The sequence below is a fragment of the Methylobacterium sp. WL9 genome (assembly GCF_008040035.1).
In the GTDB taxonomy this organism is placed as follows: Bacteria; Pseudomonadota; Alphaproteobacteria; order Rhizobiales; family Beijerinckiaceae; genus Methylobacterium; species Methylobacterium thuringiense.
The window spans coordinates 1-14,180 of record NZ_VRVE01000013.1 but is presented as its reverse complement, the minus strand read 5'-3'; the positions used below and the strand labels follow the sequence as shown (position 1 = coordinate 14,180).

Below are 14,180 nucleotides of genomic sequence, written 5' to 3'. Positions count from 1 at the left end.
CGCGGGCGGCGGTCTAGACGACCGGCGCGTCCGAGCGGGATTCCTGCACCGATGGCCGTGATCGTCGCCTTCGTCATCAACTCGGCCCTGAACCTGCTGCTCGGCCTGCTCATCGCCAAGATGCTCGGGCCGGCGGATTTCGGCCGTTTCGCGCTGGCCACCGCCGGGGCCGTGGTGCTGAACACGCTGCTGTTCGAGTGGCTGCGGCTCTCGGCGACGCGGTTCTATTCGGCCCGCGTGCGCGACGGCGAGCCCTGGATCCGAGCCGGGCTAGACCGGGCCTACTGCGTGCTCGCCATCGCGCTCCTCGCCTTCGCCGCACTCTGTGCCGGGCTCGGCCTCGCGATCGATCCGAGCCCCGAGAGCCGGCTCGCCATCACCGCCGCGACCGCGCTGACCGCCGTCGGCATCGGCGTGTTCGATTACCATGCGGCCCTCGCCCGCGCCCGCTTCGTCGGCGGGACCTATCTCAAGCTCGTGGTCTGGAAGAACGTCTTCGGCCTCGTTCTGATGGCGGGCACGGCCTGGTACTTCCCGCAGCCGGTCTGGGTGCTGCTCGCGGGCGCGGCGTCCCAGGCGCTCGCCGTCGTGGTGATGCGCGCCGCGCTGCACGACAGGCCCGGCACTTTCGCGCCGGAGCGGAGCCGGCAGACCCTGCGGCTGTTCGCGGCCTACGGGCTGCCGCTGATCGCCGCCAACGCGATCTACCAGCTGATGCCCTTCATCAACCGCGGCGTCATCGCGGCGGCGGCGGATTTCTCCGAGGCCGGCTATTTCGCCCTCGCCGCCGATCTCGGCTCGCGCGGCTTCTCGACGCTCGGCACCGCCCTCGACCTGCTGCTGTTCCAGCTCGCGGTGCGGGCGGAGGAGCATCACGGCCGCGAGGCCGCCGAGGCGCAGATCGCCCGTAACATCGGCGTGGTCGTCGCCCTGCTGCTGCCCTGCGCCGCCGGCTACTGGGCGGTGACGCCGGCTCTCCAGCAACTCGTGGTGCCGGAGGCGTTTCGCGGGCCGTTTGCGCTCTACACCGCGCTGTTGATCCCCGGGCTGTTCTGCCTGTCGATCATGAACTTCGCCCTGAACCCGATCTTCCAGATCCGGCGCAGAACGAGCCCGGTGATCGCGGCCGCTTTGCTGGGCTGCGCGATCAACGGGATCGGTCTCCTGGTCCTGCCCGGCCTCTATGGACCGGCCGGCGTCGCGGTGGCGCAATCGCTCGGGCTCGCCGCCGCCGTCGCGCTGCTCTCGGCCCGCGCCCTGTTCGGCCCCGAGAAACTCACCTTGCCTTGGCGCGACATCGGGCTGTCCTCCGCCGCGAGCCTCGCGATGCTGCTGGTCCTGACGCCCCTGCGGCACCTCGATCCGGCGCTCGCCCTGGCGCTTTGCCTGGGGGGCGGCATCACGCTCTATGCCGCCGCCGTCTGGATCTTCGACATTGCGGGCCTTCGCACACTCGTGATGGACCGCTTCGGGCGCCGGCGGCCCGTGCCGGCGGCGTGAGGCAGGCTCCGGCATTCACGCCGAGAATCGCGGCTGCGCCGCGCGGTCGCGCTTGAATCCGATGGACATTCCGTTTTGAGTGCTTCCAAAGAGCGCCGATCACGGGCGCTCACGGGCAGGAAACCATGGGTTCATACGCTCCCGCGAGCGAGCAGGAGGCCGCCGCGATCGTCTCGGATGCGGTGGCGCGCACGGAGCGGCTGCGCCTCGTCGGCGGCGGCACCAAGGCCGGGATCGGCCGGCCCGCGCAGGACGAGGCGACGCTCTCGGCGCAAAACATCAGCGGCGTGACGCTCTACGAGCCGGCCGAGATGGTGGTCTCGGCCCGGGCCGGCACGCCGCTGGCCGAGGTGCAGGCGCTCCTGGCCGAGCGCGGCCAGATGCTGCCCTTCGAGCCGATGGACCATCGCCGCCTGATGGGTTCGACCGGCGAGCCGAGCTTCGGCGCGGTGGCCGCCTGCAACAATTCCGGTCCGCGCCGGATCAACGCGGGGGCGGCGCGCGACAGCCTGATCGGCGTGCGCTTCGTCAACGGGCGCGGCCAGCCGATCAAGTCCGGCGGCCGGGTGATGAAGAACGTCACCGGCCTCGACCTCGTGAAGCTGATGGCCGGTTCGTGGGGCACCCTCGGGCTGCTCACCGAAGTCACCTTCAAGGTGCTGCCCGTGCAGGAGCGCGTCGCGACCCTGGTGTTTCGCGGGCTCGACGATTCCCGCGCCATCGAGGCGCTGAGCGCCGCCCTCGGCTCGCCCTTCGAGCTGACCGGCGCTGCGCATTTGCCGGCGGGGCTCGGGGAGAACGAGGCCCGTACGCTGATGCGCGTCGAGGGCTTTTCGAAGTCGATCGACTACCGGCTCGGCGAACTTTCACGCCTGCTCAAGCGCTACGGTGCGCCGGAGATCGTCGACGGCGAGGCCTGTGCCGCGCTCTGGCAGGGCGTGCGCGACGTCGCCCCGCTCACCGAGCCGCGCGATGCGGCGATCTGGCGGATCTCGACGGCGCCGGTGCGTGGCGTGGCGCTCGCGCAGGCCGTCGCCCTGAACCGCGACGCACGCTGGTACTACGACTGGGGTGGCGGCCTGATCTGGCTTGCCACCGACGCCGCGAACGATGCCGGCGCCGAGGCGGTCCGCGCCGCCACTCGGACACATGGCGGCCACGCGACCTTGGTGCGGGCTCCCGATGCCGTGCGTGCCGCCGTGCCGGTCTTCGAGCCGCTGACCGAGCCGTTGATGCGGCTCACCGCCGGGATCAAGGCGGCGCACGACCCGGTGGGCGTGTTCAACCCGGGGCGGATGTACGCCGGCGTTTGAGGCTTCAGGAACACCCCCGTGCAAACCAATTTCACCCTCGCCCAGCTCGCAGACCCGGCGACCAAATCCTCCGAAAAGATCCTGCGGACCTGCGTGCATTGCGGGTTCTGCACCGCGACCTGCCCGACCTACGTTCTGCTCGGCGACGAACTCGATAGCCCGCGCGGACGAATCTACCTGATCAAGGACATGCTCGAGGGCGCCAAGGCGGCGAGCGCCGAGGTGGTCAAGCATGTCGACCGCTGCCTGTCGTGCCTGTCCTGCATGACGACCTGCCCCTCGGGCGTGCATTACATGCACCTCGTCGACCATGCCCGCACGCATATCGAAAACACCTACAGGCGCCCGCTGAGCGACCGGCTGCTGCGCTCGGTGCTCGCCTTCGTGCTGCCCTACCCGAACCGGTTTCGCCTGGCGCTGCTCGGGGCGAAGCTGGGAAGCCCGTTCCGGCCGCTGGTCGCGCGGCTGCCGCGGGTCGGCAACCGGCTCGCAGCGATGCTCGATCTCGCGCCCGCACAGCTACCGAACCGCAACCCGACCGACCGCCCCGGCACCTTCCCGGCCGATCTCGCTGCCCAGGAGATCAGCGCCCTGATCCAGGGTGGCGAGAACGCCGCGCCGGTGACGCGGCGCGGCCGGGTCGCATTGCTGCGCGGCTGTGCGCAAAGCGTGCTGCGTCCGGACTTCAACGAGGCCGCGATCCGCCTGCTGACGCGCCACGGCGTCGAGGTGGTGCAGGCGAAGAACGAGGGCTGCTGCGGGGCGTTGACCCACCACATGGGCAAGGAGCACTCGGCCCACGGCTTCGCCAAGCGCGCCATCGATGCCTGGATGGCCGAGATCGAGGGCGAGGGCCTCGACGCCATCGTGGTGACGGCCTCGGGCTGCGGCACGACGATCAAGGATTACGGCTTCATGTTTCGCGACGACCCAGCCTATGCCGAGAAGGCCGCGCGGGTGTCGGCCCTGGCCAAGGACGTCACCGAATACGTGGCGTCGATCGGCCTGCTGCCGCCGGTGGAGGACACCGATCTCGTCGTGGCCTACCACTCCGCCTGCTCGATGCAGCACGGCCAGGGCATCCGCACCGAGCCCAAGACCCTGCTGAAAAAGGCCGGCTTCACCGTAAAGGACGTGCCCGAGGGCCATCTCTGTTGCGGCTCGGCCGGGACCTACAACATCCTCCAGCCCGAGATCGCGAACCGCCTGCGCGACCGCAAGGTCGCCAATATCGAGCGGATGCAGCCCGACCTCATCGCCACCGGCAACATCGGCTGCGTCACGCAGATCGGGAAGGGGACGGGCATTCCGATCCTGCACACGGTGGAATTGCTGGATTGGGCGACGGGTGGGCCGCGGCCCGAGGCGTTGGAGCGCCTTCCGAGACGAGAGGCCGAAGCGCTGCCGATCGCGGCCGAGTAACGAAAAAGGACGTGCCGCTGCCGGCACGTCCTTTGGTTCGTGGGTCCCGATCGGGGCAGGAAATCAGGCCGCGCGCACCGTCGCGAGAAACCGCGCGACCTCCTGGTTCAGGTGCTCCGACTGGCGCGACAGCTCCGAGGACGAAGCGAGCACCTGTGAGGCGGCGGCGCCGGTGTCCTCGGCGGCGCGCGCGACGCCGCTGATGTTCGCGGTGACCTCCCCGGTGCCCATCGCGGCCTGGGAGACGTTGCGCACGATCTCCTGCGTCGCCGCGCCCTGCTCTTCCACCGCCGCGGCGATCGACGTCGCCACGTCGCTGATCTCCCGGATGCGTCCGGCGATTCCGCCGATTGCGCCGACTGCCTGATCGGTTGAGCTCTGAATGCGCGCGATCTGGCTGCCGATCTCCTCGGTCGCCTTGGCCGTCTGCGAAGCCAGTTCCTTGACCTCGGCCGCCACGACCGCGAAGCCGCGTCCGGCCTCTCCGGCGCGTGCTGCCTCGATGGTCGCGTTGAGCGCCAGCAGGTTGGTCTGGCCGGCAATCGTCGAGATCATCGCGACGACGTCGCCGATCTTGGCAGCCGCGACGCTCAGGTCCTGCACCAGCGTCGCTGTCTGGTCCGCCTCGCTGACGGCCGCTCCGGCAAGCGCGGCGGACCCATCGACCTGGCGACCGATCTCCTGGACCGACGAGCCGAGTTCCTCGGCCGCGGCGGCCACCGTGTTGACGTTCGAGGCGGCCTCTTCCGCCGCGGCGGCTACCGTGGTCGACTGGCTCGCCGTCTCGGTGGCCGTTGCCGTCATGGTCTGGGCGGTCGCCTGCAACTCGGTGGCGGCCGAGGTCACCATGCCGATGATGCCGCTCACCGCCTGCTCGAAGCCGTCGGCCATGTCGCGCATCGCCTTCTTGCGCTGCTCTTCGGCACTCCTGCGGGCCAGGGCCGTTTCCTCTTCGAGCGCCCTGGTGCGGATCAGGTTGTCCTTGAACACCTGGACGGCCGACGCCATGGCGCCGATCTCGTCGTGGCGCGTCCGATAAGGCACGTCGATCGAGGCGTCGCCCTTCGCCAGGAGATCCATCGTCGCGGTCATCCGGCCGATCGGACGCGAGATGCCGATCATGCCGAACGCCGCTGCGCCGATGGCGGCCGCAATGGCGAGCGCGACAGAAACGTAGGCTGCGAGAGCTGCCGCGTCCGCCGCCTCGACCGATCCTCGCGAATCCCGCGTAGCGCCTTGCGCGTTGAGCGCGGCATCTCGCGACAGAGTATCGCGCATCATATTATAATTATTGACGTTTTCCGGCTTTCCAAGCAACGTTGCGGCCGCTGCGGTCTGTCCGGCCCGTGCCAGATCGCGCATCTCCGCCGTTATACTGTCGAAGTGGTTCCAAAGCGCTGTGAACTCTTCGTACAGGGCTCGCTCCTCAGGTGACGTGATCAGCGGCTCGTACGTTTTCCTGGCCTGCGCGACTTTCGTCAGCGTATCGCCCAACTGCGCGTCGTTCTCGGCGTACTGCGCCGGAGAACCGGAGAGTGCGATGACCCGGAGCTGCTTGATCCGAACCTCGGATATCGCCCCCTTGAGTTCGCTGACCGCCAGGACGGACGGGAGCCAGGTGATGGCCACATCGTTCGTGTATTGGCGGATGTTGGAGAGCTTGGAGAGCGAGAGCCCGCCCTGCCCCGCGGCAATGAGGGCGAGCAGGCCGAATGCGCCGGAAAGGGCGCTCTTGATCGAGAGACGGAGGTGCATGTCAACCATTGAGGCGCGCGGGGGCAATCCCGGACGACCGGCGCTTGGTACAATCCGGGCGCCGAAAGAATAATTCCGGAGCTGTTCTCAGAAGACTTCGAATTGGTTAACCAAGTATAAAAATCAATCGAATTTTAGTCTTTGAGAGTATGCTGCTACTTATGGTGAGGATTTAGGTCGAAGGCTGCTTCAGGTTGTGCAAATCGGCGCCCGTCGGCTACGGCATCCGCTGCACCGCTGCCAGCACGAATACCCGGATCGCGGACGACAGGTTCTGCCCGCCGCGTCCCGCATCGATCGCCCCGATCAGCGCCTGGACCGATTGCCCGCGCGTGACCGCGATCTCGCGCAGCGCGTCCCAGAACGGCGCCTCCAGCGAGACGCTGGTGCTGTGGCCGGCGATCATGACCGAGCGCTTTTTCAGACCGCCCGGCGCGGCTACGCTCATTCCTCGTCGGGGCTTTTCAGGCGGTGGCCCTCGAGCCGGTCGGACTCGATGGCGGCCTTCTTCTCGGCCAAGGTCTTCACCTTCTTGGGGCGACCGAAGACGACGCGGTTCTCGGCGGCGCGGGCCTGCTTGTCGGCCTTGTCGCGCGCCTTGCGGAACTGGTTGAGGTTGATGATCTCGGCCACGGCGAAACGTCCTCCGACCGGACCCGGCGGGACAATCCCGCCGGAACGTCGATCATGCGTCTAATCGATGCTGGGTGCCAGCATGGTGTCCGGTCGCACCACGCGCTCGAACTCCGCCTCCGTGACATAGCCGAGCCGCAGGGCCTCCTCCTTGAGGGTGGTGCCGTTCTTGTGCGCGGTCTTGGCGATCTCGGCGGCCTTGTCGTAGCCGATTGAGGGGGCCAGCGCCGTGACCAGCATCAGCGAGCGGCTCATCAGGTCGGCGATCTTGTCCTCGTTCGCCTTGATGCCGACGACGCAATTGTCGGTGAAGCTGATCGCGGAATCAGCGAGCAGCCGGATCGACTGCAGCACCGCGTTGGCGATCACCGGCTTGAATACGTTGAGCTCGAAATGGCCCTGTGAGCCGGCGAAGCTCACCGTGGTGCCGTTGCCGACAACTTGCGCGCAGACCATGGTCAGCGCCTCGCACTGGGTCGGGTTGACCTTGCCCGGCATGATCGACGAGCCCGGCTCGTTCTCCGGCAGCGAGAGCTCGCCGAGGCCCGAGCGCGGCCCCGAGCCGAGCAGGCGGATGTCGTTGGCGATCTTGAACAGGCCCGAGGCCAGTGCCGTCAGCGCGCCTTGCGTGAACACCAGCGCGTCGTGCGTCGCCAGCGCCTCGAACTTGTTCTCGGCCGTGGTGAAGGGCAGGCCGGTCAGCTCGGCGACCTTGGCCGCGAAGCGCTCGGCGAATTCCGGATGGGTGTTGAGGCCGGTGCCGACGGCGGTGCCGCCCTGCGCCAGCGCCAGCACGCCCGGCAGCGTCGCGGCGATGCGCGCCCCGCCGAGCGCCACCTGCGCCGCGTAGCCGGAGAATTCCTGGCCGAGGGAGACCGGCGTCGCGTCCTGCAGGTGGGTCCGGCCGATCTTCACGATCGACGCAAACGCCTTCGCCTTGGCGTCGAGGGCGCCGTGCAGATGAGTCAGCGCCGGGATCAGGCGCTCCTGGATCTCGCGGGCGACCGCGATGTGCATGGCGGTGGGGAAGGTGTCGTTCGAGGACTGGCCGCGATTGCAATGATCGTTCGGGTGTACCGGCGACTTGCCGCCGCGCTTGCCCCCGAGCCGCTCGTTGGCGAGCGAGGCGATGACCTCGTTGGCGTTCATGTTGGATTGCGTGCCCGAGCCGGTCTGCCAGACCACCAGCGGAAACTCGCCGTCGTGTTTCCCCGCGACGACTTCGGCGGCGGATGCCGCGATGGCGTCGGCGACCTTGGCATCGAGGCCGCCGAGATCCTTGTTCACCAGGGCCGCGGCCTGCTTCACGAGGCCCAGCGCATGGACGATCGGCGCGGGCTGGTGCTCGGTGCCGATGCGGAAATTCTGGATCGAGCGCTGGGTCTGCGCGCCCCAGTAGCGGTGCGCCGGCACCGCGATCGGGCCGAAGGTGTCGGATTCGGTACGGGTCTCGGTGGGCTGGTCCGGCGACATCGTGGCCTCTTCGTTGGCGTCTGCGCGCCCCTACTTAACGAAGGGAGCCGGCGAGGGCGATTCCGCTTTTCGTCGGGTTTCAGAGGAGAGACGATGCCACCGGACACCGTCGTCTTGGGCGAAACCGTGCCGTTCAGCTTCCGCCCGGTCGTGCCGAAGCCGCGTACGCAGGATCTCGGTCTGTTCGCCTTCCTCAAGGCGGCGCGAAAGAACCCGATCACCACCTGGATGCGTGCGCATTTCGAGCAGCCGGTCGTCGCGGCCGACGGGGTGATGGGCCGGATCACCGTGGTGAGCGACCCGGCGCTGATCCGCTACCTCTACGTCGAGAACGCGAAAAACTACCGCAAGGACGATCTCCAGCGGCGCATCCTGGCGCCAGGGCTCGGCAACGGCCTGCTTTCGGCCGAGGGCGAAGAGTGGCGCAACCAGCGCCGCACCATCGCGCCGATCTTCTCCCCTCGCCACGTCGTGAGCTTTGCCGAGCCGATGAACTTCGCCGGCGCCCGTCTTGCGCGCCGGCTCGCCCGGCGCGACGGCGCCCATGTCGAGGCGGCGAACGAGACGACCCGCGTCTCCCTCGACGTCCTCGAACGCACGATCTTTACCCACGGCCTCAAGCGCGATCCGGACGCGGTGGGCCGCGCGATCTCCCGCTTCCTGGAGGCGATCGGTCCGATCGATCCGCTCGACGTCTTCAACATGCCGAATTTCGTGCCTCGGATCGGCCGGCTGCGCGCGCGGCCGGCCGGGCGCTTCTTCGAGGAGGTGGTGGACGAGTTGGTCGCGCGTCGCCGCGCGCTGACCGCTGCGGGTGCCGACGCGCCGCACGACCTGCTGACGCTGCTCCTCACCGCGAGCGATCCCGAGACCGGCAACGGCCTCACCGATCTTGAGGTGAAGGCCAACATCGTCACCTTCATCGCCGCCGGCCATGAGACGACGGCCAACGCCCTGACCTGGGCGCTGTATTGCCTGTCGCAGGACGATGCTTCGCGCGAGCGCCTGGAAGCGGAGGCCGATGCGGCCGTCGGCCCCGACGGACATTTCGCCCTCGAAAACCTCCCCTTCGCCAAGGCGGTGATGGAGGAGACGATGCGGCTGTTTCCGCCGGTGCCGTTCATGAGCCGGCAGGCTATCCGCGAGGACCGCATCGGCCGGGTCAAGATCCCGAAGAATTCCACGGTGATGGTCGCGCCCTGGGTGCTGCATCGGCACAAGACGCTGTGGGACGACCCCGACGCCTTCATCCCCGAGCGCTTCCTCCCCGAGAACCGCGAAAAGATTCTGCGCTTCGCCTACCTGCCCTTCGGCGCGGGGCCGCGCGTCTGCATCGGCCAGAGCTTTTCACTGCAGGAGGCGACGATCGTGCTGGCCCACATCGCCCATGCGGTCCGCCTCGACCTCGCGGCCGGCCACCCGCCGGTGGTACCGCTGCACCGGGTGACGCTGCGGCCGGAGGGTGGGCTGCGGATGCTGGTGAAGCGGCGGCATTGAGGCCCCGCCCATTCCGGCCAGACGGCTATCCCGTCTTGAGCAGCGAGCGATCGAAGCCGTCGAGCAGAGCCTGCGGATCCCGGTAGATCGCGACGCAGCCGGCCGCCGACAGATCCGCCTCGGGAAAGCCGCCGCAGAGCAGGCCGATCGTCGACAGGCCGGCCTTGCCAGCGGCTTCGGCATCGTAGGGCGTATCGCCGACCACGATCATCGACCCGGCATCGAGGGGCGCGAGCTTCTTCAGAGCCGCCTGGAAGATGTCCGGATGGGGCTTCGACCGCTCGGCGTCGTCCGATGAGGTCGCCATGTCCACGAGGTCCGCGATCCCCAAGATTTCCTGATAGTGCTCGACCTCGTCCCGCTTGCCGGAGGACGCCAGCGCGATCTGCAGATCCGCCGCGCGGATGCGCTCGAACAGGGCGCGTACGCCGGGGAACGGCTTCACCCGATCGAGATAGTCGCGCTTGAACAGGTCGGAACGCCAGGCCTCGATCGCCTCGCCCTCGCGCTCCACGCGTTCTGCCGACAGAAACACCGGCATCAGCTCGTCGCCGCCCTTGCCGATCTGGCGCCGGACCAGCGCCGGGTCAGTCTCCACGCCGAAATGCGCGAAGGCTTCGACCCAGGCCTGCGCATGCAGGTCGACGCTGTCGAGCAGCGTGCCGTCGATGTCGAAGATCACGGCGCGCATGGGAGGCCTATCGCTTTTCCGGGAGGTGGGACGGCGACCGTCAGTTGCCGAGCGAGGGTCCGCCGGCCGCGCCACCGGTGCCGGGCGGGCCGCTCGTCGGGGTGCCGCCGATGTTCACGTCCGGCGTGGTGCCGGGCACCGAGGAATTGCTGCGGCTCGCCGCGTTGCCGGCGGGCGCATCGGGGCTGCGCGTGTCGAGCGTTCCGCTGCGAACTGTCCCGGCCGGAACGCCGCCGACGACCGGAGGCGGGGCGATTCCGGTATTGGCTGCGCCGCCGGTGGTGATCTGCGCCAGGGCCGGGCCGACCAGGGCGAATCCCAGGCCGGCAGCGAGGGCCATCGTCATGCGCGTCATCGAGCGTATCCGTTTGATCCGACAAGTCGGCTGGCAACGGCCGGTTGCGCCCGAAGTTCACGCCGCAAGAACCGCGATCGGTAGATCGCGCCGCGCGGCGGACAGGGAGACGACGGTTCGCGCGTCGCCCCCTGCCGCTGATCAGCGCTTCTCGACCACGCCGGCGATGGCGGCCGGCAGCGTCTGCTGGTGCTGCACCACGCGCCATTCTTCGTGCGAGAGCCGCCGATAGGTCGACGTACAATACGCTTCGTATCGCTCGTCCTCGCGGGAGGCCTTGGCCTGATAGGCGATGACGATGAGGCCTTCCTGCGGCCGGGCGATCTGCCCCTTCGACAGCTCTGCCTCCGCCCATCGCGGCGTGCCGGCGACCGCCGCGACGGCCTGGGCCCCGCTCATCACGAAGGGCGGATGCGGCAGCACCATCAGGCATTCGTCGTCGATCAGCTTACGGTAATTCTCTTCGTCGCCGGTCCAGAGGCTCTTCTCGAAAGACCAAACCCGTTCGTCGTCCATGGCGTTCTCCTCAGATCCGCGAAGCGAGCAGAGAAGAGCGCGCCGTGGGGTTCGTTCCCGGCATGCGGCGTTGCGGCCGGCGCTGCATGCGTTGGTCTCAAACCCCGATCCGGCCGAGACCCGGCAGCTTGAGGCCCGGCCGTCGGATATCGAGGCCGGCGACGGCGCCGAGAATGTTCACCTCCAGCCCTTCGACCCAACCGAGCGTTAATCCGAGATAGCCGCCGAGATTGATCCGGAAGCCGGTTCCCGACGGGGTCGGGCCGACCCAGCGTCCATCATAGGGAAAATCCTTCCCGATCGCCGTGGCCGGCAGGCTCGCCTGCATCTCGGGCACGGCACTCATCACCGTCGCGATGAAGGTGTTGGAGTTCGGCCCCGGCCACAGGCGGTAATCGCCGATCCCGGCATAGCGGTAGCCGGAGATGGCAGCCCGGATGCGCGGCAGCATGCGTTCGGCCTCGGCACCGTCCGCGGCGAAGACGAGGTCTGGCGCGCTTCCAAACCAGCGGCCATCCGGCACGAAGCGGTCGACCCAGATCGGCATGCCCCAGGCCGTGTAGTCGAAGCGCTGGTAGGCGCGGCCGCCGGCCTCCTTCACGACGATCCAGCTATGGCTGGCGACAATGCCGCGCCAACTCACCGTCCGGGCCGAAAACACCCGCACCACCGCATCGGGATGCCCGCCCGCCGGCGGCAGCAGCCCCGCGCTCGAGCGGTCGGCGGTCCGCCAGTCGACGATGTCGTTCCGGAGATAGTAGAGAGTGGCCGACAGGGCGATCGGCGCCAGGAATACGATAACGAAGGTGAGGAGCGCGATGCGGATCAAGTCGGGTTCCGAAATGGGCGGAGGAGATAGGCCCTCATAGGGCATCGGCCCGAAAAGTGGCTGCCGGCGTTCGGAACAGCCGATGCTCCGGCGCGATTGGCCGGCGGAAGCACGGTGTCTCGTCGTCGCAGGCGCGCTATCGTCTTCGCGCATATCGAGCAAGACGATCGATCGGTCGGGTCATGTCCATCCTCGAAACCCCGGACGGCCGCTACATCGTCGTGCACGGCCGGCTCTGGCGGCGGCAGCGGCCGGACCTGGAGCCGGTGCAGCGCGACCGGCTCGTCCGCGAACTGATGGACGCGCGGCGGGCCGTACGGGCGGCGAAGCGATCGGGTGACGACGAAGCGCTTGCGCGCGCCCGCCGTGCCGTCGACACGGCCAAGCACGGGCTCGGCGAACGCGGGCCGGTCTGGTGGACCGACGGCGCCCCGGACCAGAACCGGCGCATGGCGAAGAACACGAGCTATTCGGACTGGTACGCCGGCCTGCCGGACTCCGAGAAGGGCGAACCCAGCAAGCGGTGATGCGGCCGTTTCGGTCCGGGGCTACCGCCGCCTCACGGGCGGTGCGGTCTCCCATCGACCGAGCGGCCAACGTGCGTCTTTGCTTCGCTGTGCTCGTAAAGACGGGGACGGGCGTCCTCGCCGACACGCGGCGTATGATCCGATCGACCGGAAGCCGTAATAAGACTCGCGACCGAACGGGACGCGCAGCCTGCAACGTCCCGTCGTCCGGCCGCTCAGCTCTTCTTGCGGAACGAATCCAGGCTCACGACCTCGGCGCCGATATCCTTGCCCGCGACCTTCTCGGCCGGAGCATCCTTGCCCGGCTTGTCCGTGTCGTTGGACTTCTCGTCGGCCTTGTTGCCGGCGGCGGGGAGGGCCGGGACGATCTTGGGCGGCCCGGAGATGGCGGCGAGGCCGGCGTTCTTCGGCTTGATCTCCGTCGGCTCGGAGGCCGCGCCGCGCGGGCCGGTCTTCACGAGGGTCGGCGTGGAATCGCTCTCCTCGGAGGTCTCACCCTCTTCCTGAAGATCGAACTTGAGGCCGAACTGCACGGAGGGGTCGAAGAAGCCCGAGAGCGCATCGAACGGCACCAGCAGCCGCTCGGGCACACCCGAGAATGACAGGCCGACCTCGAAGGTATGCTCGGTGACGCCGAGGTCCCAGAACTGGTGCTGCAGGACGATCGTCATCTCCTGCGGGTATTTTTCGCGCAGCCGCTGCGACATGCGGACGCCCGGTGCTTCCGTACGGAACGACACGTAGAAGTGGTGCTCGCCGGAAAGTCCCTCGCGGGCCGCGTCGGTCAGCACCCGCTTCACGACGCCGCGCAACGCGTCCTGCACCATGAGATCGTAGCGGATCAGGTCTTCTGCCATCGGCGCTCGCTCTGCCCGGGATGCGTTCCGGACGTCGGAGGCCGCCGGGGTCGTCAAAATGAAAGTGGAGGTTTCTGTTGCCAGGTACCTCCGAACCCCGCCTATGCAGTGCTACCCGCTAGGACTTGATTTCGGTAACCGGCACCGCTTACGCGGCGACAGCGACCGGAGCAAAGTTGTCATTGGCAACTATTGCAGAGGCCCGATAACGGCGGAACCATGCCGAGCAAAAGTTCACCCTTTACGCCCTCGTCGATCCTATTTCGCCCCCGCCGAAACCCAGGTCTGAGGCCGATCCGGGCCTTGCGGCCATCGGTCCTGGGTCTTGGTGGAGGCGCCGGGTACCGCCCCCGGGTCCGATAGGTTTATTTCGAAGAACGTTTATCGCCATAGCCGGCCTTGCGACCGGCAAAGCGAATATAGAGGGACCGGGGGCGGTTTTGAAGAGCGATCCTCGCCACGGACTGCTCGATGATGCCGCTGTTGCTCCCGTGCACGCCCGTCATGCGGCGCAAGCGGGGCCGGAACGTCCGGCGGAGCCCGCTACGAGCCCGCCCATCGGCCTCGGGCGCTGGCTGCTGCAGGCCGTCCTGTTCGTGGCGATTCCTGTCGTGGTGCTGGCCCTGGCGGGCATCCTGTCGCTCGTCCTGGTGCGCATCGTGGCGGATTACAGGATCGGCCTCGACATCTTCACGCCGACGGCCCTGCGGCCGCGCCTGCCGATCTACGAGGAGGCCCGCCGCGGCGTCGCCGCCGACGTCCTGCGGCAGGTGCTGATCGCCGGCTTCGCCGTCGGCCTCGCCCTCTGGCAG

The 14,180-nt window shown here is 68.4% G+C and carries 14 protein-coding genes, 1 other RNA gene and 1 pseudogene; 6 read left to right on the top strand and 10 right to left on the bottom strand.

Annotated elements, in window-relative coordinates; genetic code table 11:
* Positions 1 to 51: 51 nt before the first annotated feature.
* The 3 genes from FV217_RS07080 to FV217_RS07070 all read left to right on the top strand — a co-directional run bounded on the left by FV217_RS07080 (position 52) and on the right by FV217_RS07070 (position 4,235).
* Complete coding sequence (locus tag FV217_RS07080; RefSeq protein ID WP_147816364.1) at positions 52 to 1,500, top strand: polysaccharide biosynthesis C-terminal domain-containing protein; 1,449 nt, start codon at positions 52 to 54, stop codon at positions 1,498 to 1,500.
* 125 nt (positions 1,501 to 1,625) lie between these two features.
* Positions 1,626 to 2,813, top strand: a complete 1,188-nt coding sequence (locus FV217_RS07075; RefSeq protein WP_147816363.1) for an FAD-binding protein — start codon at positions 1,626 to 1,628, stop codon at positions 2,811 to 2,813.
* An 18-nt stretch (positions 2,814 to 2,831) separates the two neighbouring features.
* Positions 2,832 to 4,235 (top strand): heterodisulfide reductase-related iron-sulfur binding cluster, encoded by a 1,404-nt coding sequence (locus tag FV217_RS07070; protein ID WP_147816362.1) that lies wholly within the window; start codon positions 2,832 to 2,834, stop codon positions 4,233 to 4,235.
* A 63-nt stretch (positions 4,236 to 4,298) separates the two neighbouring features.
* Here FV217_RS07070 and FV217_RS07065 read toward each other — a convergent pair whose 3' ends face one another.
* The 4 genes from FV217_RS07065 to fumC all read right to left on the bottom strand — a co-directional run bounded on the left by FV217_RS07065 (position 4,299) and on the right by fumC (position 8,096).
* Positions 4,299 to 5,990 carry a methyl-accepting chemotaxis protein gene (locus tag FV217_RS07065; protein WP_147816361.1) on the bottom strand — a complete coding sequence of 564 codons (1,692 nt, stop codon included), beginning with the start codon at positions 5,988 to 5,990 and terminating at the stop codon, positions 4,299 to 4,301.
* A 217-nt stretch (positions 5,991 to 6,207) separates the two neighbouring features.
* Complete coding sequence (locus FV217_RS07060) at positions 6,208 to 6,438, bottom strand: ribbon-helix-helix domain-containing protein (RefSeq protein ID WP_147816360.1); 231 nt, start codon at positions 6,436 to 6,438, stop codon at positions 6,208 to 6,210.
* Complete coding sequence (locus FV217_RS07055) at positions 6,435 to 6,623, bottom strand: DUF4169 family protein (protein ID WP_147816359.1); 189 nt, start codon at positions 6,621 to 6,623, stop codon at positions 6,435 to 6,437. Before FV217_RS07055 ends, FV217_RS07060 begins: the two co-directional genes overlap by 4 nt.
* Before the next feature lie 60 nt (positions 6,624 to 6,683).
* The gene (fumC, locus tag FV217_RS07050) at positions 6,684 to 8,096 is read right to left on the bottom strand and encodes a class II fumarate hydratase (RefSeq protein WP_147816358.1); all 1,413 of its coding nucleotides are present in this window, start codon (positions 8,094 to 8,096) and stop codon (positions 6,684 to 6,686) included.
* A 93-nt stretch (positions 8,097 to 8,189) separates the two neighbouring features.
* Between fumC and FV217_RS07045 the strand changes: the two genes are divergently transcribed.
* Positions 8,190 to 9,593, top strand: coding sequence for a cytochrome P450 (locus FV217_RS07045; RefSeq protein ID WP_147816357.1), 1,404 nt, complete (start codon positions 8,190 to 8,192; stop codon positions 9,591 to 9,593).
* Between the two features lie 25 nt (positions 9,594 to 9,618).
* Here FV217_RS07045 and FV217_RS07040 read toward each other — a convergent pair whose 3' ends face one another.
* From FV217_RS07040 to FV217_RS07025, 4 genes are all read right to left on the bottom strand, one after another.
* Positions 9,619 to 10,284 carry an HAD family hydrolase gene (locus tag FV217_RS07040; protein WP_147816356.1) on the bottom strand — a complete coding sequence of 222 codons (666 nt, stop codon included), beginning with the start codon at positions 10,282 to 10,284 and terminating at the stop codon, positions 9,619 to 9,621.
* A 40-nt stretch (positions 10,285 to 10,324) separates the two neighbouring features.
* Positions 10,325 to 10,639: a hypothetical protein gene (locus FV217_RS07035; protein ID WP_147816355.1), complete on the bottom strand. Its 315-nt coding sequence runs from the start codon at positions 10,637 to 10,639 to the stop codon at positions 10,325 to 10,327.
* Between the two features lie 141 nt (positions 10,640 to 10,780).
* Positions 10,781 to 11,155, bottom strand: coding sequence for a DUF4440 domain-containing protein (locus FV217_RS07030; protein ID WP_147816354.1), 375 nt, complete (start codon positions 11,153 to 11,155; stop codon positions 10,781 to 10,783).
* 97 nt (positions 11,156 to 11,252) lie between these two features.
* Positions 11,253 to 12,029, bottom strand: a complete 777-nt coding sequence (locus FV217_RS07025) for a DUF3750 domain-containing protein (RefSeq protein ID WP_147816353.1) — start codon at positions 12,027 to 12,029, stop codon at positions 11,253 to 11,255.
* 137 nt (positions 12,030 to 12,166) lie between these two features.
* Here FV217_RS07025 and FV217_RS07020 point away from each other — a divergent pair, with 137 nt between their 5' ends.
* A complete protein-coding gene (locus tag FV217_RS07020) occupies positions 12,167 to 12,511 on the top strand; it encodes a hypothetical protein (RefSeq protein WP_147816352.1) in 345 nt (114 codons plus the stop codon).
* Positions 12,512 to 12,726: 215 nt separating this feature from the next.
* On the opposite strand, the gene FV217_RS07015 is transcribed toward FV217_RS07020, so the two are convergent.
* Together FV217_RS07015 and ssrA are read right to left on the bottom strand one after the other, a co-directional pair.
* Entirely contained in the window at positions 12,727 to 13,368 is a 642-nt protein-coding gene (locus tag FV217_RS07015; RefSeq protein ID WP_147816351.1) for a ClpXP protease specificity-enhancing factor SspB, read from the bottom strand.
* A gap of 63 nt (positions 13,369 to 13,431) precedes the next feature.
* Positions 13,432 to 13,817: a transfer-messenger RNA gene (gene ssrA, locus FV217_RS07010) on the bottom strand.
* Positions 13,818 to 13,859: 42 nt separating this feature from the next.
* Here ssrA and FV217_RS07005 point away from each other — a divergent pair.
* Positions 13,860 to 14,180, top strand: a pseudogene (locus FV217_RS07005) (CPBP family intramembrane glutamate endopeptidase); the annotation flags it as partial.